This window comes from uncultured Roseobacter sp. (assembly GCF_947499265.1).
In the GTDB taxonomy this organism is placed as follows: Bacteria; Pseudomonadota; Alphaproteobacteria; order Rhodobacterales; family Rhodobacteraceae; genus Roseobacter.
In genome coordinates this window covers 360,302-378,763 of the sequence record NZ_CANMNK010000007.1, presented here as the reverse complement: position 1 = coordinate 378,763, position 18,462 = coordinate 360,302, and the positions used below count along the sequence as shown (strand labels likewise).

22 protein-coding genes are annotated in these 18,462 nt (G+C 59.1%); 4 read left to right on the top strand and 18 right to left on the bottom strand.

Going from position 1 to position 18,462, the window contains the following annotated elements:
• Positions 1 to 495 carry a histidine phosphatase family protein gene (locus Q1A63_RS20420; RefSeq protein WP_298974953.1) on the top strand — a complete coding sequence of 165 codons (495 nt, stop codon included), beginning with the start codon at positions 1 to 3 and terminating at the stop codon, positions 493 to 495.
• Positions 496 to 522: 27 nt separating this feature from the next.
• Here the strand turns inward: Q1A63_RS20420 and Q1A63_RS20415 are convergent, their stop codons facing one another.
• The 8 genes from Q1A63_RS20415 to crcB all read right to left on the bottom strand — a co-directional run bounded on the left by Q1A63_RS20415 (position 523) and on the right by crcB (position 8,010).
• The gene (locus Q1A63_RS20415) at positions 523 to 1,293 is read right to left on the bottom strand and encodes an amino acid ABC transporter ATP-binding protein (RefSeq protein ID WP_298974951.1); all 771 of its coding nucleotides are present in this window, start codon (positions 1,291 to 1,293) and stop codon (positions 523 to 525) included.
• Between the two features lie 49 nt (positions 1,294 to 1,342).
• Positions 1,343 to 2,641, bottom strand: coding sequence for an amino acid ABC transporter permease (locus Q1A63_RS20410; protein ID WP_298974949.1), 1,299 nt, complete (start codon positions 2,639 to 2,641; stop codon positions 1,343 to 1,345).
• 5 nt (positions 2,642 to 2,646) lie between these two features.
• Positions 2,647 to 3,867 (bottom strand): ABC transporter permease subunit, encoded by a 1,221-nt coding sequence (locus tag Q1A63_RS20405; RefSeq protein WP_298974947.1) that lies wholly within the window; start codon positions 3,865 to 3,867, stop codon positions 2,647 to 2,649.
• Positions 3,868 to 3,999: 132 nt separating this feature from the next.
• On the bottom strand, positions 4,000 to 5,016 hold the full coding sequence (locus Q1A63_RS20400; RefSeq protein WP_298974945.1) for an amino acid ABC transporter substrate-binding protein: 1,017 nt from the start codon (positions 5,014 to 5,016) through the stop codon (positions 4,000 to 4,002).
• Between the two features lie 189 nt (positions 5,017 to 5,205).
• Positions 5,206 to 5,922 (bottom strand): ATP12 family protein, encoded by a 717-nt coding sequence (locus Q1A63_RS20395; RefSeq protein ID WP_298974943.1) that lies wholly within the window; start codon positions 5,920 to 5,922, stop codon positions 5,206 to 5,208.
• On the bottom strand, positions 5,919 to 6,593 hold the full coding sequence (locus Q1A63_RS20390; protein WP_298974941.1) for an HAD-IA family hydrolase: 675 nt from the start codon (positions 6,591 to 6,593) through the stop codon (positions 5,919 to 5,921). The genes Q1A63_RS20395 and Q1A63_RS20390 overlap by 4 nt, the downstream gene beginning before the upstream one ends.
• Positions 6,590 to 7,633, bottom strand: a complete 1,044-nt coding sequence (locus tag Q1A63_RS20385; RefSeq protein WP_298974940.1) for an RluA family pseudouridine synthase — start codon at positions 7,631 to 7,633, stop codon at positions 6,590 to 6,592. The genes Q1A63_RS20390 and Q1A63_RS20385 overlap by 4 nt, the downstream gene beginning before the upstream one ends.
• Complete coding sequence (gene crcB / locus Q1A63_RS20380; RefSeq protein ID WP_298974939.1) at positions 7,630 to 8,010, bottom strand: fluoride efflux transporter CrcB; 381 nt, start codon at positions 8,008 to 8,010, stop codon at positions 7,630 to 7,632. Before crcB ends, Q1A63_RS20385 begins: the two co-directional genes overlap by 4 nt.
• 112 nt (positions 8,011 to 8,122) lie before the next feature.
• On the opposite strand from crcB, the gene Q1A63_RS20375 reads away from it, so the two are divergent.
• The gene (locus Q1A63_RS20375) at positions 8,123 to 9,454 is read left to right on the top strand and encodes a replication-associated recombination protein A (RefSeq protein ID WP_298974937.1); all 1,332 of its coding nucleotides are present in this window, start codon (positions 8,123 to 8,125) and stop codon (positions 9,452 to 9,454) included.
• 93 nt (positions 9,455 to 9,547) lie between these two features.
• Positions 9,548 to 10,798, top strand: coding sequence for an Hsp70 family protein (locus tag Q1A63_RS20370; protein ID WP_298974936.1), 1,251 nt, complete (start codon positions 9,548 to 9,550; stop codon positions 10,796 to 10,798).
• A 141-nt stretch (positions 10,799 to 10,939) separates the two neighbouring features.
• Here Q1A63_RS20370 and rplQ read toward each other — a convergent pair whose 3' ends face one another.
• The 8 genes from rplQ to rplO form a co-directional block, all read right to left on the bottom strand.
• A complete protein-coding gene (rplQ, locus tag Q1A63_RS20365) occupies positions 10,940 to 11,359 on the bottom strand; it encodes a 50S ribosomal protein L17 (protein ID WP_298974934.1) in 420 nt (139 codons plus the stop codon).
• A gap of 160 nt (positions 11,360 to 11,519) precedes the next feature.
• Positions 11,520 to 12,536, bottom strand: coding sequence for a DNA-directed RNA polymerase subunit alpha (locus Q1A63_RS20360; RefSeq protein WP_298974932.1), 1,017 nt, complete (start codon positions 12,534 to 12,536; stop codon positions 11,520 to 11,522).
• 114 nt (positions 12,537 to 12,650) lie between these two features.
• Positions 12,651 to 13,040 carry a 30S ribosomal protein S11 gene (gene rpsK, locus Q1A63_RS20355; RefSeq protein WP_011567694.1) on the bottom strand — a complete coding sequence of 130 codons (390 nt, stop codon included), beginning with the start codon at positions 13,038 to 13,040 and terminating at the stop codon, positions 12,651 to 12,653.
• Between the two features lie 15 nt (positions 13,041 to 13,055).
• A complete protein-coding gene (gene rpsM / locus Q1A63_RS20350; protein ID WP_298974928.1) occupies positions 13,056 to 13,424 on the bottom strand; it encodes a 30S ribosomal protein S13 in 369 nt (122 codons plus the stop codon).
• Between the two features lie 236 nt (positions 13,425 to 13,660).
• Positions 13,661 to 13,882, bottom strand: a complete 222-nt coding sequence (locus Q1A63_RS20345) for a hypothetical protein (RefSeq protein WP_298974926.1) — start codon at positions 13,880 to 13,882, stop codon at positions 13,661 to 13,663.
• A gap of 9 nt (positions 13,883 to 13,891) precedes the next feature.
• Complete coding sequence (locus Q1A63_RS20340; RefSeq protein ID WP_298974924.1) at positions 13,892 to 14,536, bottom strand: adenylate kinase; 645 nt, start codon at positions 14,534 to 14,536, stop codon at positions 13,892 to 13,894.
• Positions 14,533 to 15,900: a preprotein translocase subunit SecY gene (gene secY, locus Q1A63_RS20335; protein WP_298974922.1), complete on the bottom strand. Its 1,368-nt coding sequence runs from the start codon at positions 15,898 to 15,900 to the stop codon at positions 14,533 to 14,535. Before secY ends, Q1A63_RS20340 begins: the two co-directional genes overlap by 4 nt.
• Positions 15,901 to 16,019: 119 nt before the next feature.
• The gene (gene rplO / locus Q1A63_RS20330) at positions 16,020 to 16,502 is read right to left on the bottom strand and encodes a 50S ribosomal protein L15 (RefSeq protein ID WP_298974920.1); all 483 of its coding nucleotides are present in this window, start codon (positions 16,500 to 16,502) and stop codon (positions 16,020 to 16,022) included.
• Positions 16,503 to 16,829: 327 nt separating this feature from the next.
• Here rplO and Q1A63_RS20325 point away from each other — a divergent pair, with 327 nt between their 5' ends.
• Positions 16,830 to 17,570, top strand: coding sequence for a hypothetical protein (locus Q1A63_RS20325; protein WP_298974918.1), 741 nt, complete (start codon positions 16,830 to 16,832; stop codon positions 17,568 to 17,570).
• Between the two features lie 54 nt (positions 17,571 to 17,624).
• Here the strand turns inward: Q1A63_RS20325 and rpmD are convergent, their stop codons facing one another.
• A complete protein-coding gene (rpmD, locus tag Q1A63_RS20320; RefSeq protein WP_298974916.1) occupies positions 17,625 to 17,813 on the bottom strand; it encodes a 50S ribosomal protein L30 in 189 nt (62 codons plus the stop codon).
• A gap of 2 nt (positions 17,814 to 17,815) precedes the next feature.
• Positions 17,816 to 18,394: a 30S ribosomal protein S5 gene (gene rpsE / locus Q1A63_RS20315; protein ID WP_298974914.1), complete on the bottom strand. Its 579-nt coding sequence runs from the start codon at positions 18,392 to 18,394 to the stop codon at positions 17,816 to 17,818.
• Between the last annotated feature and the right edge of the window lie 68 nt (positions 18,395 to 18,462).

Here is an 18,462-nt window from a genome sequence, read left to right as displayed (position 1 = left end):
ATGCGCCGCCTGATACTGATGCGCCACGCAAAGTCTGATTGGGGGCATGTCGGTCTTGAGGATCATGACCGCCCCCTCAACAACCGGGGAAAAGCCGCTGCAAAAGCTTTGGGCGCGTGGCTGAGGCAGGCGCGTTATGTCCCGGATCAGGTGATCTGCTCTTCAGCGGAACGCACCGGGCAAACACTGTTGGGCTTGGATCTGCCTACGCAAACAGAGGTGTCGTTCACCAGAAGCCTTTATCTGGCAGAAGCAGACGACATGAGAGCGGTGCTGAGCGGAGCAACAGCGCAATCGGTGCTGATGATTGGGCACAATCCCGGCATCGCGGACATGGCCGAACGTCTGGTCGCTATCGCACCCGACCACCCGCGGTTCTTTGACTACCCCACAGGGGCGACACTGGTTGTTGATTTCGACATCGAAGGCTGGAACGAGATCGGCTGGCACATTGGCCAGCCGATTGATTTTACCGTTCCGCGTGATCTGTGCTGAGGGTGGCCTGAAAGCCCACCCTACCCGTCAGTGGCCCAGGATCTGGCTGAGGAAGAGCTGTGTACGCGGGCTTTGCGGGTTGTTGAAGAAGGCTTCAGGTTCGTTCTGTTCCACGATCTGACCCGCATCCATAAAGATCACGCGGTTCGCCACCTGACGGGCAAAACCCATCTCATGGGTCACACAGAGCATGGTCATGCCCTCTTCGGCAAGCTCGATCATCGTGTCGAGCACTTCCTTGATCATCTCCGGATCAAGCGCGGAGGTCGGCTCGTCAAAGAGCATGATGCGCGGACGCATGCATAAGGACCGCGCAATCGCCACCCGTTGCTGTTGGCCCCCCGACAGCTGACCAGGGAATTTGTTGGCCTGATCGGGGATTTTCACCTTCTCCAGGAAATGCATCGCCGTTTCTTCGGCTTCTTTCTTGGGTGTCTTGCGCACCCAGATCGGCGCCAGCGTGCAGTTTTCCAGGATCGTCAGATGCGGGAAGAGGTTGAAATGCTGAAAGCACATGCCGACCTCGGAGCGGATCTTGTCGATGTTCTTGAGGTCTGACGAGAGCAGCGTGCCATCCACCTCGATCGATCCTTGCTGATGCTCTTCCAGCGCGTTGATGCAGCGGATGAGCGTGGACTTACCGGACCCGGAGGGCCCGCAGATCACGATCCGTTCGCCACGGTTCACAGTAAGATCAATGTCGCGCAGCACGTGGAAAGTGCCATACCACTTGTTCATCTTGTTGATGGTGATCGCGATCTCATCCGAGACCTGCATTTGAGTTGCGTGTTCAGCCATGATCTGGCCTCCTTATTATACCCTATCGCTTACGCTACTTGAGGGTGTGTTACCGATGGTCAGTCGCGAGGCGACGCTCTAACCATTGTGAGTATTGCGAGATGCCGTAGCAGACGATGAAGAAGAGGAGGGCCGCAAAGCCAAAGAGCTCCCAATAGACACCATTCCACTCGGTCGAGGCCAAGATCGGTCCGCGGATCATCCCAACCATGTCGAACATCGAGATGACCGACACCAGCGTCGTATCCTTGAAAAGACCGACGGCCACGTTCACGATGCCCGGAATCGAGATCTTGAGCGCTTGCGGCAGGATGATCAGCCGCATCGCCTGCGGATAATCCAGCCCCAGACTGTCGGCGGCTTCATACTGACCTTTCGGCAAGGCGGCGAGGCCGCCCCGGATCACCTCGGCGATGTAGGCCGCCGAGAACATGGTGATCATGATCACCACGCGCAGGAACAGATCGACGCCAGAGCCGGGCGGAAAGAAATACGCCAGCATGACGTTCGCCACGAAAAGCAGGGTGATCAGTGGCACACCGCGGATGAATTCAATGAAAACCACACAAATCCATTTGATCAGCGGCATGCTGGACTGACGTCCAAGCGCCAGCGCAATCCCAATCGGCACGGACAGGGACACACAGGTCACGCCCAGCATCATGTTGAGCATAAAGCCCCCCATGTACCGGCTGGGCACCGCAGGAAGCGCCGCATTGGCCGAAGCATTGTCAGGGATCAGCCATCCCCCGATCGTCCAGATGACAAAGGCCGCGATGATACCCCCAAAGAAGCCCGCAGCGAAGCTACCCGCGACCAGACGCTGATAGACCAGGAAACCACCAACAATACCGACAAAGGCGAGGATCGGGACAAAGACCGTGCCCCCCCAGAGCAGGTAATAGGCAATGAACGGGTATATGGCAGTGAAGGCCAGCAGCTTGCGCGGCAGGTCGAAAAACAGCACCGGTGCAGCCGCCACGAACAGCAGGATGAAGGCCAGACCGGGACGCCAATACTGATCATCAGGGTATTGGAAGCCAAAGAGCAGCTGGTTCCAGCGCTCCGACAGGACGGCGAAACAGGCCGCAGACGCTCCATCGAGGATTTCGCGGCAGGCGGCAAGGCTTGGCGCCTGCCAGATACCGCCCATGATCCACGGCAGCGCGGATGACAGGATGGCATAGATGAAATACAGCGCGACCAGCGTCAGCAGCCCGTTCAGCGGCGTGGCGAAGAGATTGTCCTTCACCCACTTGGCTGGTCCGGCGGCATTGCTGGGCGGCGGTGCTGTCGGCACCTCCTCTGTACGGACGAAGGCGACGGAATGTGCATGCGTATCTGACATGGGCATCAGCGCTCCTTCAGCTTAACAGAGTTGTTGTAGACGTTCATCACCGCTGAGATCAGCAGCGAGATCGTGAGATAAAACAACATCATCAGGACCACGCATTCGATGGCGCGACCGGTCTGGTTCAAGGTGATCCCGCCCAGTGTCGCGGTCACGTCCGCGTAGCCCACGAGGATGGCGAGCGACGAGTTCTTGGTGATGTTGAGATATTGCGAGATCAGCGGCGGGATAATCACCCGCAACGCCTGGGGCAACACAACGAGGCTCATCACACGGCCCGAGCGCAACCCAAGCGCCGATGCGGCCTCTGTCTGCCCTCGGGAAACCGCCTGGATGCCCGCGCGCACGTTTTCAGCGATGAAAGCGCCGGTGTAGATGGACAGGGCAAACCAGATCGCAATCAGCGGCGCACCGATCTGAATGCCGCCCCTCAGGTTGAACCGGTTGGCAAGCGGATCAGGCAGGTCGAGCCCGATGGGCTGACCCATCAAAAGAAAAATGGCGATTGTCGGCACGAAGAGGATCACCAGAGACGGCCACCCCATGGGCAGCAACTGACCGGTCTTGTAGAGCAGGTTGGTCGCGTAGCGCCGATAGCCGATGGTCCCGATGATGGACAGAATGAACACGGCCACCACGACCATGGACCCCTCGCCCCAAATCGGCGCGGGCGAATAAACGCCCCGGTTGGTAAAGGCAAACATGCCAAAAAGCATCTCACGTTCCGGGTTTTCGCCCAGATAAGGACGGGCGCCAGGCATCGAAACGGTCATGATGCCGTAGATGATCAGGATCCAGATCAGGACCGGGATGTTGCGAAAAATCTCCACGTAAAAGGCCATGATCTTGGACACGAGCCAGTTGTTGGAGAGGCGCAGCACACCGGCAAAAACACCGAAGACGGTCGCCATCAGACAGGCCAGAAAGGCCACCAGCAGGGTATTCAGAATACCGACAATGGCGGCGCGGGCGTTTGTGGATTGGCTGGTGTATTCAATCAGGCGCTGGTTGATGTCATAGCCCGCGGGCGCGCCCAGGAAGGAAAAATCGATCCTTAAGCCCTGTGCCTGAAGATTGGCGGCCAGATTGCTATACAAATAGCCGACCGAAAGCGACAGCAGGATGAAAGCGATCACCTGGAATGTCATTGATCGATACCGCGTATCATTGATCAACATAGACAGGTGAAAGGAGCCCTGCGGTGGGTCCGTCAGTGTCGTCATTGAAATGTTCCCCGTGGTTCCGACCTTTGTTTTAACGGGTACTTTGCGCACCTCGGTGGTCGGGTTTTGGTTTTATGGGTCGTTAAAAAGCGAAGGGCGCAGATTTTTTCTGCGCCCTTGGCCGTGTTGTTCTTAGCGGAACGGAGGCGAGTAGATCAGGCCGCCGTTTGTCCACTGCGCGTTGAGACCGCGTGCCAGACCAATCGGTGTTTCTTCACCAATGTTCTTGGCAAAGACCTCACCGTAGTTGCCTTCGGCTGCAATCGCACGCTTGGACCACTCGGCGTCAAGGCCGAGCATTTCGCCCAATGTACCCTCAGTGCCCAGCAGGCGTGCAACTTCCGGGTTGGTGGTGTTTGCGGCCATCTCGTTGATGTTGGTCGATGTCACACCCAGTTCTTCGGCTGTGATCAGCGCGTTCAACGTCCAGCGCACCACGTCACCCCATTCGTCGTCGCCGTGGCGTACAAGCGGGCCCAGTGGCTCTTTGGAGATGATTTCAGGCAGCAGAACGTGGTCGCCCGGGTTCTCAAACGTAGCACGAGTCGCCGCCAGGCCGGAAGCGTCTGTGGTGTAGGTATCGCAAGCACCCGCGAGGTACTGTTGCTGACCTTCCGCGTTTGTCTCGATTGGCACGGGCTCATAGCTGATGTTGTTGGCACGGAAGAAATCCGCGAGGTTCAGCTCTGTGGTCGTACCGGTCTGGATGCAAACCGTTGCACCGTCCAGCTCTTTTGCCGAGGTCACGCCAAGCGCTTTGGGCACCATGAAGCCCTGACCGTCATAGTAGTTCACACCAACGAAGGTGAACTTCAGGTCGACATCGCGGCTGAACGTCCATGTGGTGTTCCGCGCCAGCATATCGATTTCACCGGATGCCAGTGCCGTGAAGCGTGTTTTGCCGGTTGTCGGCACGAATTCCACCGCTGTCGGGTCGTTCAGAACGGCGGCGGCAACAGCGCGGCACACCGCAACGTCAAAGCCCTTCCATTCGCCATTTGCGTCCGGAGCCGCAAAGCCCACAAGCCCCGTGGTCACACCACAGTTAAGTTTGCCGCGCGCTTTTACGTCGTCCAACGTACCAGCGGCCGCTGCGCCAGCCGCAAGGCCAGCAACGGTCAACGCGCCAAGGAGTACAGATTTTTTCATTTTTACCTCTTCCTGATTTTCCGCCGGTTTTGGCGGGTCTACCGGCACATTTCGGCCGGAGGCGATATTGGATGTTAGTACCTTCCAAGTGGGCGACATACTGGTCGGATTCAAGCAATAACGTCAAGGGTAGGCTTCGGAAAATCGCGCTCGGCGTTGCGTAACTTCGCATCACTGTCATGCAATCTCCTAAGAATCGGGCTTGGAGAGGTCAAAAACCACTTTTGCGTGTTCAAAAGCCGCTTGCTTGATGGCCGCCGCTGCTTCGGCTTCTTCGTCCTGGCCCCATTGCTCTGCCTGCCAGATTTCATCGAGACGGGAAACGTCCCAAATGGCCCTGGCGCTTTGCACATCTTGCGCGGTCGCAAAGCCGAGAATCAGCGACCCCGAGAGGCTGACCAGATCGTGAAACGCAGCCAGCTGATAGGCGGACAGCGCGGCCACCTTGGCCGATAGGCGTTCCAGCGCTTGTGGGTCCTGTGGGATGTGCATGACCCCTGCCCGCGCTTCCAGACGCGCGTTCAGCGCCGTGTCTGCCCAGTCGAGAAATGGATCCCAAATCTGCGCCTGACGCGCCACGAGTTCGACAGGTTGCTCCGCCCGGTAACACAGCAGATCGCTGTCGCCGTAGGCTGCCAGCATTTCGGCGACTTCGGCATGCTGGGTCGCAACCTTGTCCACCGCCGCATTTGCCGTGCGGGTAAAGGGCATGCTTTGTGGGTCAATCTGATCTTCTTGCGCATCCCATTCTGCGGCAATCGCCTCGGCAAACCCGCGGCTGGGCACCAGCAAGGCGCGTTTTGCCGGTGTTTTGACCGGGCGTGCATCCAATGCGATCTCGAACCCACCGGTTTTTTCGACAACCGCTGCGGTTTTCCAGAACCTCTTGGCCTTCCACTCGCTCACGCCGTGATCCCCCAGAGCTCGCCCAGAACCGCATCAAGTGCTGTAAAATCGGGCAATACCGTCCGCGCGGCGCGCAACGCGGAAACCGGATGGTATCCCCAGCTCACGCCCACCCCGTGCACACCCGCCGCTGCGGCCATATCCATGTCAAAACTGGTGTCGCCGATCATCACCGTTTGGCCAGCCGCAACGCCGGTGTCCATCATCGCCTGATGGATCATCGACGGGTGCGGCTTTGAGGGGTGAAAATCCGCGACCTGCTGCGTGACAAAGACACCTTCAAGCCCGTGCGCTTCGATCAGCTTGTCGAGGCCGCGCTTTGATTTTCCGGTCGCCACCCCCAACAGCACCTCTGGCTGCGCACGCAGCCGCGTCAAAGCCTCCCGCGCGCCGGGGTAGAGCGGAGAGGATTGCGCCGCCCCGGTCTTGGCCCGCAATACCATGTAGGCGTCCTTGTAGCCCTGAACCATGCGGGCATGATCCGCATCCGGCGCCAAACGGGCCATGGCCACGTCCAGCGACAGGCCAACGATCCCCAAAATTGCATTGCGCGACGGTGCGGGCTGTCCAACGGCGGCAAAGGCCTGCGCCATGGCGGCGAGGATGTCGGCCTGGCTGTCTACCAGCGTGCCATCCACATCGAAAATCACCAACCGCAGCGGCGCGCTCATTCCAGCGCCTCAAACGGATCTTCGGCGGCCAGATCTGTTGTCCAGCCAAAGGTGTCCCAACTCTGCGCCATGTGATCGGGCATCGGCGCGGTCACTGTCACCACCTTGCGCGTCTCCGGGTGTTCAAAACGCATCATCCGTGCATGCAGATGCAGCTTCTTGGAGATGATCCCGCCCAGTTGCGCGCCCCAGCCGTCCCCCATGTTTTCCTGACCGGAGCCACCGTATTTGCCATCCCCGATGATCGGATGCCCGATCTCCGCCATATGCGCGCGCAGCTGATGCGTCCGGCCCGTGACCGGCTCCATCGCGACCCAGGCGGCCCGCGATGCAACGCGGTAGAGCGTGGCGTAAAGCGTATGCGCGCGTTTGGCGCCATAGGTGTCGTCAATGTCACGCGGATGCACCGCGATCATCTTTTCCCCCTCGCCGCCGGTACCACGACCGGGCGCCTTGACCAGACCGTATTTGATCTCACCGAGGTAGGGTGTCGGGACACCGGCCACCAGCGCCCAGTAAATCTTGCGCGTCTCCCGATGTCGCATCGCGGCGGTCAGCGCTTTGGCTGCAGCGCGCGTACGGGCCAGAAGCAATACGCCGGAGGTATCCTTGTCGAGCCGGTGAACCAGCCGCGGTTTTTCATCCAGCCCGAATTTTAGGGCCTCCGCCATGCCATCCACATGCCGCGTTTGCTTGGACCCGCCCTGCGTCGGCAACCCCGCCGGTTTGTTCAGCGCAATCACATGATCGTCGCGGTAGATCACACAGGACTGGATCAGCTTTGCATCCGCATCAGAGACTTTTGCCTTGGGCGTGGGCGGCGGGGCATCACTGCTCGGCAAGGGCGGCACCCGCACCTGCTGCCCGGCCTCCAGCCGTGTGGAGCCTTTGACCCGGCCGCCATCAACGCGGATCTCGCCCTTGCGGCACATTTTCTCGATCCGGCCCTGACTGATGTGCGGGAACTGCCCGCGAAACCAACGGTCCAGCCGTTGATCCGCATCACCGTCCTTGATGGTCAGCATCTGAACCCGGCTCACAGCAGCACCCCCCGCATCACCCAGAGACCCAGCATCAGACCGGCAATGGACAGGCCAACGGACAAGGCGATGTAGAGCCCCGCCAGCCCAAGACTGCCCCGCTCCAGCAAGGTCACCGTTTCCAATGAAAACGCGGAAAATGTCGTGAAGCCGCCCAGCAGGCCCGTCATGATGAAGGGGCTGAGATGTGTCAGCCCGCGGTGCGCCGCCAGCACGACGAAAGCCCCCATCAGAAACGACCCGATCACATTCGCGGCCATGATCGCCAAGGGCAGCTCCGTCGGGCCGGTCAGGCGAAAGACCGACACCCCCCAGAGAAAGCGCAACGACGCGCCAATCGAGCCGCCAAGGGCCACCATGATCAGAGTTTTCATCATGCGCGGTCTGTCACGCACAGCCGCTTGATTGTCAAGTTTCCTGCGCGGCGTATTGCGGCGCCGTTTCGGATCGCGATTTCATCTCCCCCCGCTCTGCGCTAAAAGATTGCCCATGACTGACTTATTCGGCGACTTGCCAGAAAGTGCACCCCCCCAAGGTGACGAAGCCCGCGACCGCCCGCTGGCGGACCGACTGCGGCCCACGCGGCTCGATGAGGTGATTGGTCAGGATCACATTCTGGCACCTGAGGCGCCGCTTGGTGCGATGCTGGCGGCAAATACGCTCTCTTCCCTCATTTTTTGGGGGCCGCCGGGGGTGGGGAAAACGACCATCGCCAGATTGCTGGCTGACGCCTCGGACCGCGCCTTCGTTCAGATCAGCGCCATATTCTCCGGCGTTTCCGATTTGCGCAAAGTGTTCGAGGCCGCCAAAACGCGACAACGTATCGGGCAGGGCACCCTGCTGTTCGTCGATGAAATCCATCGGTTCAACAAGGCACAGCAGGACGGTTTCCTACCCCATATGGAAGATGGCACCATCGTGCTTGTGGGGGCCACCACCGAAAACCCGTCTTTCGAGTTGAACTCGGCGCTGCTGTCGCGGTCGCAGGTTTTGGTCCTGCGCCGACTTGAGACCGAGGCGCTGAATGAATTGATAGCCCGGGCCGAAGAGATGCTGGGCAAGCAACTGCCGCTGGATGCTGACGCCCGATCCGCACTGGTGCAGATGGCCGATGGCGACGGGCGCGCGCTGTTGAACCTTGTCGAACAAGCATCAACCATCGTGGCAGATGCCCCGCTCGGCCCCAAGGAGCTGGCCGCGCGGCTGCAACGGCGCGCGGCGCACTACGACAAATCCGGCGATGCGCATTACAATTTGATCTCCGCGCTGCACAAGGCTGTGCGCGGGTCCGATCCGGATGCGGCGATGTACTGGCTGGCGCGCATGTTGGCCGGGGGTGAAGACCCGCGTTTTCTGGCGCGCAGGATCACCCGCATGGCCGTCGAAGACATCGGTCTGGCGGACCCGCAGGCCAACCGGCTGTGTCTTGATGCTTGGGCAACCTATGAGCGTCTGGGCTCGCCCGAAGGTGATTTGGCCTTGGGGCAGGCTGTGCTCTACCTCGCGCTGGCGCCGAAATCCAACGCGGCCTATGTCGCTTACAAACAGGCCATGGGGCTGGCCAAGCAAACGGGCTCAGAGCCACCGCCCAAACACATCCTGAACGCGCCAACGACCCTGATGAAGGAAGAAGGCTATGGCAGCGGCTATGCCTATGATCATGACGCTGAGGACGGTTTTTCCGGGCAACACTACTTTCCCGACGATATGGAGCGGGTGTCATTTTACGCGCCGCCTGACCGCGGATTTGAGCGTGAGATGAAAAAACGACTGGCCTATTTCGAGAAACTGCGCGCCAAGCGGCAGCAAGAAACGGACTAGACGGTTTGCCCTGGCATTGATGTTCCCTATTGACCTCTGCGCAGCGCGCTCATAGACACGCGCCTTTCGTTTCAGCACCGGGAGGGATCAGGCATGGCGTCGCGCGGCCAGGTATTGGGCATTGATTTCGGCACATCCAATTCAGCGGCGGGGTATCTGGCGGATGGCAAACCGCGACTAATCGAGATGTCCCCCGGAATGGCAACGCTGCCCACGACATTCTTTTTTGATTTCGAAACCCGCGAGACCCTGATCGGTGAACCCGCCAACCAGGCGCTCCTTGATGGTGCGGACGGGCGCTTCATGCGCGCGTTGAAACGGGTGCTCGGCACCACGCTGATGCATGAGAAACGCCAGATCCTGAATGAGCGTGTCACCTTCGTTGAGATCATTGCCCGTTTCCTGCACCAGATCAAAATCCGGGCCGAGGCCGAAACCGGGTTGATTTTTGATCGCGCGCTGTCGGGTCGGCCCGTGGTTTTCCACGGCGCGGGCGATGCGCGTGAAGCGCAGGCAGAGGCCGATCTGAGGGCCTGTTATCTGGCGGCGGGGTTCAGGGATGTCGCGTTCATGCCTGAACCCGAGGCCGCCGCCATCGCCAGTGGCGCGCTCGATCAGTCGGGCGAGGTCGGTCTGATTGTCGACATCGGCGGCGGGACCTCCGATTTCTCGCTGTTTCGATCGACGCCTGACGGTGTGGACATTCTCGCCAATCACGGTGTGCGCATCGGGGGCACGGATTTTGACCGCGCGATCAGTATCGACAGGGTGATGCCGCTGCTGGGCAAGGGCACCGAATTGCGTAAGGGAATGGGTCCCGGCACGTCGCCGGTGCCCAACGCGATCTTCAACGATCTGGCGACCTGGGAGAAAATCCCATTTCTCTATACCGCACAGAACCGCCGCGTGGTCGCGGAGATGGCGCACCTTGCCGAAGAGCCTGAGAAACTGACCCGTCTTACGACGGTCTTGGAGGAAGAAATCGGCCACGATCTGGCCTTTGCCGTTGAGCGCGGCAAGATCGCAGCAAACACCGGCGGTGCGGATCCGGTGATTGCGTTGGATCAGATTGAACGGGCGCTTTCCGCCCCCCTGCCCTCCGGAATGCTTGACCATGTGCTTGCGCCCTATGCGCAAAGACTGCGGGAAGGCGCGGCAGAAACGCTGCAGCGCGCGGGGGCCGCCCCCGATCAGGTGGACCGGGTGATCTATGTTGGCGGGTCAAGCCTGATGTCGATGATCTCGAAAACGATGAAAACGCAGTTTGCCGAGGCCCGGCATTCCTTCACCGAAGTCTTCACCGCCGTCACCGACGGATTGGCCATCGCCTCTGCGAGTAGATGAAGAGGAGCTGGCCGTTCAGAGCAGCCCCGCATCGGTCAAAAAGATGTCCGGGTCCTCTGTGCGAAAACATGATCGCCTCATAGAAAAAGCCCCCGTCCGGTCTCGGACAGGGGCCTGGACTTTCGCAGCGATGCGTCCGTCTTATTCTTCAGGGGCTTCCTCGGCAGCCAGGCGCGCCTTGTCGCCCGCACCTTTGGCATCGCGGTCGCGATCCACGAATTCGATGATCGCCATCGGTGCCATATCGCCATAGCGGAAACCAGCTTTCAGAACGCGCACATAGCCACCCTGACGGTCCTTGTAGCGTGGGCCAAGAACGTCAAAGAGCTTTGTGACGTATTGGTCCTGCTTCAGCTTGGCTGCGGCCTGACGGCGGGCGTGCAGGTCACCCCGTTTCGCCAGCGTGATCATTTTCTCGATGATCGGGCGCAGTTCTTTTGCCTTGGGAAGCGTTGTCTTGATTTGCTCATGTTCGATGAGCGAGCCGGCCATGTTGGCCCAGAGCGCCTTGCGGTGCTCATGTGTGCGGTTCAGGCGGCGGTATCCACGTGCGTGACGCATTTTCTAGTCTCCTAACTGTGCCCTCTACGGGCGATTTTGCTTTGTCTGACCGGGTGATGCGTGTCACCCGGTTCTCCTTGGGGTCTTGCGACCCAGATCGTCCCCGCCAGCGCGGGCATTTTTGTCCCGCCAGGGGTGGGCAACTCAGTAAAGACCCCTGTTAGAAGGAGTCTTCGAATTTCTTCGCCAGATCTTCGATGTTGTCGGGCGGCCAGTCTTCGACGTCCATGCCCAGGTGCAGACCCATGCCCGACAGCACTTCCTTGATCTCGTTCAAGGACTTGCGGCCAAAGTTCGGCGTGCGCAGCATCTCCGCTTCGGTTTTCTGGATCAGATCGCCGATGTAGACAATGTTGTCATTTTTCAAGCAGTTCGCCGAACGCACCGACAATTCCAGCTCGTCGACTTTCTTGAGCAGCAGCGGGTTGAACTCCAGACCATCGTCCTCGTCGGCACGGGATGCGGATTCAGGCTCGTCGAAGTTCACGAAGATGCCCAACTGGTCCTGCAGAATACGCGCGGCAAAGGCTACCGCGTCATCCGGTGTCAGAGAGCCATCTGTTTCCACTTTCATGGTCAGCTTGTCATAGTCCAGAACCTGACCTTCACGTGTCGGCTGCACGTCATAGCTAACTTTCTTGACCGGCGAATAGATCGCGTCGATCGGAATCAGACCGATGGGCGCGTCCTCGGGCTTGTTCTTCTCGGAAGACACATAGCCTTTGCCCTGGTTGACAGTCAGTTCCATGTAAAGATCGGCGCCATCGTCGAGGTGGCAGATCACATGCTCGCGGTTCAGCACTTCGATGCCCGCGGATTCGGAAATATCGCCAGCTGTTACAACGCCAGGACCCTTCGCAGAAATCGACAGACGCTTGGGGCCTTCGACTTCCATGCGCAGGGACACGCCTTTGAGGTTCAGGATGATGTCGGTCACGTCTTCACGCACACCGGCAACAGATGAAAACTCGTGCAATACGTTGTCGATCTGAACGGAGGTGATTGCCGCACCCTGCAAAGACGACATCAGCACGCGGCGCAGCGCGTTGCCCATGGTCAGACCAAAACCGCGCTCCAGCGGTTCGGCGGTAACCGTCGCCTGGCGCGCCGGGTCGTTGCCCGGTTTCACGTCAAGCTGTTGTGGCTTGATAAGCTCAGCCCAATTCTTGTGGATCATGCGTCCCTCCATTCTTGTCTACGCCCCATGTCCTAAAGGTGAAGACTCTCGAGGTTTCAAAAAAGCGAAATGGGGCCGTGCAAAAACACACGGTCCCAGAGTGTCAACTTGTGCTTAAACGCGGCGGCGCTTCGGCGGGCGGCAGCCGTTATGCGCCATCGGGGTCACATCACGGATCGAGGTGATGTTGAACCCGGCAGCAGCCAGAGCGCGCAGCGCGCTTTCACGGCCAGAGCCTGGCCCCTGCACTTCAACTTCCAGCGTTTTGACGCCATGCTCCTGCGCCTTGCGGCCCGCATCCTCTGCCGCCATCTGGGCGGCATAGGGTGTGGATTTCCGCGAGCCTTTGAAGCCCATGGTGCCAGCAGACGACCAGGAGATCGCATTGCCCTGCACATCGGAAATCAGGATCTTGGTGTTGTTGAAGGAGCTGTTCACATGCGCCACACCTGCGGCGATGTTCTTGCTGGCCTTTTTCTTAACGCGTACTTTATCACGTGCCATCGGTCAGACCCTCCCTTATTTCTTCTTACCGGCAATGGCCTTCGCGGGGCCTTTGCGGGTACGAGCATTGGTGTGGGTGCGCTGGCCGCGAACCGGCAGGTTACGACGGTGGCGCAGGCCACGGTAGCAACCCAGGTCCATCAGACGCTTGATGTTCATCTGCGTGTCGCGCCGCAGATCCCCTTCGACGGTGTAGTTGGCGTCGATGTGCTCGCGCACAGACAGCACTTCGGCGTCGGAAAGTTCATTGACCCGGCGGGCCGCGTCGATACCAACCGCTTCGCAAATCGCTTTCGCAGAGGCGTTGCCGATACCGGTGATGTAAGTGAGGGCGATGGGAACCCGCTTTGCAGTCGGGATGTTTACGCCGGCAATACGTGCCACGTGGAGTATTCCTTTTCGTTGCGGGTCCGTAGTGCCAGACCCTTTTTTCACAAACGAAGCCCGGAGCACAAAAGGCCGCCGGGCGTCAGCTGATCAGGTGATCTTGTCTTTCGGGAGCGACCCTCAGGACAAATTGATTCTCGTTAGAGATAGCGCGTGTTATGGGCTTTTGGGAAAGGCGTCAACCCTTCAGTATTTTTTCCAGCGCGGCTCCGCGCTTTCGTGAAATCTGACCCTCATTCCTTGTCAGGCGCGGGCATGCCTTTCGCACGAAGGCAATCCGCAAGGTGCCAGTAAAGATTGGGGTTACCACGTTTGCTGGCTGGATCAGGGCTCACCGTTGTAATGAACCCTTCTTCACCACCATGCGCGATGTGGATGTGACCGGTATCAGGTTTGTAAAAGACGCCGATCTTCAGATAAACCGTCTTGTCACCCTCACTCGCGCGCAGCGTCATCGCAGGTCCCTACGCGTCCAGCGCGTTCTGGATCTCGCCCTGGACTGCCTCGATCGCACCCAGGCCATCCACACGGGACAACATGCCCTTGGCATAATAGTAGCCGATCAACGGCGAAGTCTGCTTGTAGTATTCCATCAGACGGGTCTTGAGGCTTTCCTCATTGTCATCCGCCCGGCGCTTGAATTCGGTGCCACCGCAGTTGGTGCATTTGCCATCGGCCGGAATGGGTTTGGTGGCATCGTTGTAAACTTCACCGCACATCGCGCAGGTCGACCGCGCCACGATCCGCGCGACCAAAGCGCTGTCATCCACCCGCATCTCGATCACGGCATCAAGGGTTTCGCCCTCGGTCTCCAGCAAATCACCCAGCGCATCGGCCTGCGCCAGCGTGCGTGGGAAGCCGTCGAAGATGAACCCGTTGGCTTTGACCGTTTCCAGTTTCTCGCGGATCAGACCAATCACGATCTCATCGGTCACCAGCGCACCACGCGCCATCACATCCGCAACGACCTTACCCATTTCCGTGCCGGAGTCCTTGGCCTCACGCAACATATCGCCCGTGCTCAACTGCACCATGCCGCGCGTTTCAACGAGGTGACGCGCCTGCGTCCCCTTACCAGCCCCGGGAGGCCCCAGCAGTATTATATTCATCGGCGGACGGGGCTCCGTTTCTTGCGTGTTTTACCGCCAGATTTGCCGCGCAGCTGCGACTTTTCAAGCAGGCCTTCGTATTGGTGGGCCAGAAGGTGACTTTGCACTTGCTGGATCGTGTCCATGGTTACAGAGACCACAATCAGCACGGAAGTACCACCAAAGTAGAACGGGATGGCGAATTGCCCGCGCAGGATTTCCGGCAGCAGACAGACCGCTGCCAGATAGCCGGAGCCCAGCACCAGCACGCGGTTGACCACATATTCCAGATATTCCGAGGTCTTCTTGCCGGGCCGGATGCCTGGGACAAAGCCGTTCTGGTTTTTCAGGTTGTCCGCCACATCGTCAGGTTTGAAGCTGACGTTGAAGGTGTAGAAATAGGCAAAGAAGATGATCATCACGACGAAGAACGTCAGATAAAGCGGCTGTCCGGGGCCGAAGTTGGCCAGCAGCCACGACATGATCGGATTGGTTGAATTGCCCGAAAACGTGCTGATTGTGACCGGCAGCAGTAGCAGTGACGAGGCAAAGATCGCCGGGATCACGCCCGCTGGGTTGACCTTGACCGGCAGGTGGCTGGAGCCGCCGTCATAGACCTTCATGCCCACCTGACGGCGCGGATATTGAATGTGGATCTTCCGCAGCGCCCGCTCCATGAAGACCACGAACATGATCGTCGTAATCACCATGACAATCACGCCGATGATCACCGCCGGGCTGATCGCACCGGAGCGACCAGAGGCGAAGAACTGCGCCATGGCGGCAGGCACCTCGGCGATGATGCCGACGAAGATGATCAGCGAAATACCGTTGCCGATGCCACGCGCTGTGATCTGTTCACCCAGCCACATCAGGAACATGGTCCCGCCGACCAGCGTGATCACGCAGGAGGCGCGGAAAAAGAGCCCCGGATCGGTGACGATATCGCCCGCTTCCAGGCTCACCGCGAGACCGTAGGCCTGCAGCGTGGCGAGGAAAACCGTGCCGAAACGGGTGTATTGGTTGATCTTCTTGCGACCCTGCTCGCCTTCTTTCTTCAGCTGTTCCAGCTTGGGCACCATCGAGGTCAGAAGCTGCACGATGATCGAGGCCGAGATATAGGGCATGATCCCGAGGGCAAAAATGCCCATCCGCCCCAGCGCACCGCCAGTGAACATGCTGACCATGCCGCCAATGCCCTGCCCCGCCTGCTCCATGAACTCGCGCAGGGCCACGCCGTCGATCCCGGGCACCGGGATAAAAGTGCCCAGACGGTAAACGATCAGCAGGCCAAGTGTGAAAAGGATGCGGTTGCGCAGGTCGGTTGCTTTACCCAGCGCGGACCAGCTGGTGTTTGCAGCCATATTTTCAACGGCAGATACCATGAAGGGCTCTCTTTCAGTACGGTTACGCCGCCCGGGCCGGTTGCGGCGGGCGGCGTAAAGGAAAACTCGTTAGCTTATGTAAGCGGCGAGACCGCCGCCCACAAGCCTATTCCTTGGGCTTAAGCGTCCGCTTCAGCCGCCGCAGGGGCTGCCACAGTCAGCGATCCGCCTGCTTTTGCCACCGCTTCCACGGCAGATTTCGATGCGCCGGTCACTTCGATGGTCAGCTTGCCGGTCACTTCGCCCTTTGCCAGAACGCGAATACCGTCCAATTTACGGCGAATAAGGCCGGACTCGACCAAAACGTCTTCGGTGATGGTTTTCTTGGCGTCGATCTTTTTGGCGTCGATGAATTTCTGGATCAGGCCCAGGTTCACAACTGCGTATGATTTGCGGTTTGGCTTGTTGAAGCCACGCTTTGGCAGACGTTGGTAGAGCGGCATCTGCCCGCCTTCATACCCATTGATTGCCACGCCCGAGCGGGATTTCTGACCTTTGATACCCCGGCCACCCATTTTACCGGTGCCGGATCCGGGGCCACGGCCCACGCGCTTGCGTTTCTTGGTGGCGCCTGCGTTGTCAGACAGTTCATTCAGTTTCATTGTCGCTTCTCCTTTGGCCGGATGTACCCCCCAGCGACGGGAGCGGGCAAACACGGCGTTTCGATTCTGTCACCTCAGGGGTGATCGTGGGCGTATAGACGGGGTTGGAGGATGGATCAAGGGTGCAGTTTGAGCGCATCGGAAGGGCAGGGCCCGACCGCGGGGCGAAGGCCGTCTTGCAAAAGGTCCGGGGGACCTTTTGAGGCCGCAGCGGGGTTTACCCCCCCCGGGGCGCGAAGCGCCCGCCCATGGGGGCGGTCGGGCGCTGCCCGTGATCGGGGATCACGGGCTGTTGAAATCGAGTAGCGATTAGCGGAGCATCAACATATGAGCAACTCAGACGACAGACCAATCCCGCCACTGCGATGGTACACCAGCGCATTCGAGCAACTTCAAAACGAGCATCCGCTTCCACAACCGCAGTCTGTTCGCGAAAAGACCGCATTCAGGTTCGAAAAGGAAAACATCGAAGCCGCCCTACTGCTGAAGCTGGCGAGATACATAAGCAGTCTTCACGCCGGACAGCTATTGTTAGCGCAAGGCTTCTTGCAAGAGTTGTCCACCTTGCAGCGAACACTGGACGAGATACACGAGGATATTCTCTTCCTTGGAATGCCATTCTTCGGGTTCTCGAAAACAGAAGACCACCAAAGATACCTCCAAAATTTTTGGGCAAACGAGCCCGAATTTCGCGAGTTCTCAGGCCATCAAAGAAATCGATGGAGCATTCCCCGAAAAACCGTGAGGAGGTACTTATCTCAAGTGAACCCAGAAAGAGCAACCGATCACAGCGCAATCGCGGTATCGGCATATCTTAGTCGTCTATATTCTGGTTACCTCCACGCAGCTGCGCCGCAACTTCTTGAGCTCTACGACCCAAAGAGAAGAAGTTTTCGACTAACCGGTTACCCAGAGTCGAGTCTTCTAAAAGATCACCGACATGATTTTGACAACCAGTTTTTCCGGGGAGTTCTCTGTGTTTCCTTTGTAGCCCGCATACTTAGTGCAGATCAGCTTGCCGCCGAGGCTTACGAAGTTCACAACCGACTTGAGAAACACTTCCATTGAAAAGCGTCCCCCAGTTTCCTGCGGGGCGCTTTCAATTTCAGTAGTGCGAAACGCTTAGTCTCGTTCTTCCACGATCTCGACCATATGGCTGACCGAGTTGATCATGCCGCGCACGGAAGGTGTGTCTTCCAGCTCGCGGGTCTTGTGCATTTTGTTCAGGCCCAGGCCGATCAGCGTTGCGCGCTGTTTGGCGGGGCGGCGGATCGGGGAGCCGATCTGTTTCACAACAATAGTCTTGGCCATGCTTATGCCTCCTCAGCCACTTGGGCGGACGACTCAACATTGTCTTCCCGCTTGGGCAGAATATCAGCCACTTTCTTGCCGCGACGCTGCGCGACAGACCGGGGCGAGCTTTCCTTACGCAGACCGTCCATGGTGGCGCGGATCATGTTGTAAGGGTTCTGCGAGCCGATGGACTTGGACACAACGTCCTTGACGCCCAGCATCTCGAAAACAGCCCGCATCGGACCACCGGCGATGATCCCGGTACCCTCAGGGGCGGTGCGCATGACCACTTTACCGGCGCCATGACGGCCTTCCATGTCGTGGTGCAGTGTCCGACCTTCGCGCAGTTGCACGCGGATCATCTGGCGCTTGGCCTGCTCGGTGGCTTTGCGAATGGCCTCGGGGACCTCTTTCGCTTTACCTTTGCCAAAGCCGACACGGCCTTTTTGGTCGCCCACAACCACGAGGGCTGCGAAACCAAAGCGCTTACCACCTTTAACGGTTTTGGACACGCGGTTGATCGCGACCAGACGGTCGGCAAATTCCGGTGCTTCGTCACGGTCCCGGCGGTTGCCGCGACGGTTTTCACGTTCTGCCATTGAGAACATCCTTCATTCAGTGGGCCAGCGCCCGATTGTGTCAATCCAAGTGAGCCAAAGCCCCCGGA

Excerpts from the sequence above, each read along its gene's own strand:
- Q1A63_RS20420 (WP_298974953.1), top strand. The coding sequence starts at position 1 with ATGCGCCGCCTGATACTGATGCGCCACGCAAAGTCTGATTGGGGGCAT.
- Q1A63_RS20415 (WP_298974951.1), bottom strand. The coding sequence starts at position 1,293 with ATGGCTGAACACGCAACTCAAATGCAGGTCTCGGATGAGATCGCGATC.
- Q1A63_RS20410 (WP_298974949.1), bottom strand. The coding sequence starts at position 2,641 with ATGTCAGATACGCATGCACATTCCGTCGCCTTCGTCCGTACAGAGGAG.
- Q1A63_RS20405 (WP_298974947.1), bottom strand. The coding sequence starts at position 3,867 with ATGACGACACTGACGGACCCACCGCAGGGCTCCTTTCACCTGTCTATG.
- Q1A63_RS20400 (WP_298974945.1), bottom strand. The coding sequence starts at position 5,016 with ATGAAAAAATCTGTACTCCTTGGCGCGTTGACCGTTGCTGGCCTTGCG.
- Q1A63_RS20390 (WP_298974941.1), bottom strand. The coding sequence starts at position 6,593 with ATGAGCGCGCCGCTGCGGTTGGTGATTTTCGATGTGGATGGCACGCTG.
- crcB (WP_298974939.1), bottom strand. The coding sequence starts at position 8,010 with ATGATGAAAACTCTGATCATGGTGGCCCTTGGCGGCTCGATTGGCGCG.
- Q1A63_RS20375 (WP_298974937.1), top strand. The coding sequence starts at position 8,123 with ATGACTGACTTATTCGGCGACTTGCCAGAAAGTGCACCCCCCCAAGGT.
- Q1A63_RS20370 (WP_298974936.1), top strand. The coding sequence starts at position 9,548 with ATGGCGTCGCGCGGCCAGGTATTGGGCATTGATTTCGGCACATCCAAT.
- rplQ (WP_298974934.1), bottom strand. The coding sequence starts at position 11,359 with ATGCGTCACGCACGTGGATACCGCCGCCTGAACCGCACACATGAGCAC.
- Q1A63_RS20360 (WP_298974932.1), bottom strand. The coding sequence starts at position 12,536 with ATGATCCACAAGAATTGGGCTGAGCTTATCAAGCCACAACAGCTTGAC.
- rpsK (WP_011567694.1), bottom strand. The coding sequence starts at position 13,040 with ATGGCACGTGATAAAGTACGCGTTAAGAAAAAGGCCAGCAAGAACATC.
- Q1A63_RS20345 (WP_298974926.1), bottom strand. The coding sequence starts at position 13,882 with ATGACGCTGCGCGCGAGTGAGGGTGACAAGACGGTTTATCTGAAGATC.
- Q1A63_RS20340 (WP_298974924.1), bottom strand. The coding sequence starts at position 14,536 with ATGAATATAATACTGCTGGGGCCTCCCGGGGCTGGTAAGGGGACGCAG.
- secY (WP_298974922.1), bottom strand. The coding sequence starts at position 15,900 with ATGGTATCTGCCGTTGAAAATATGGCTGCAAACACCAGCTGGTCCGCG.
- rplO (WP_298974920.1), bottom strand. The coding sequence starts at position 16,502 with ATGAAACTGAATGAACTGTCTGACAACGCAGGCGCCACCAAGAAACGC.
- Q1A63_RS20325 (WP_298974918.1), top strand. The coding sequence starts at position 16,830 with ATGAGCAACTCAGACGACAGACCAATCCCGCCACTGCGATGGTACACC.
- rpmD (WP_298974916.1), bottom strand. The coding sequence starts at position 17,813 with ATGGCCAAGACTATTGTTGTGAAACAGATCGGCTCCCCGATCCGCCGC.
- rpsE (WP_298974914.1), bottom strand. The coding sequence starts at position 18,394 with ATGGCAGAACGTGAAAACCGTCGCGGCAACCGCCGGGACCGTGACGAA.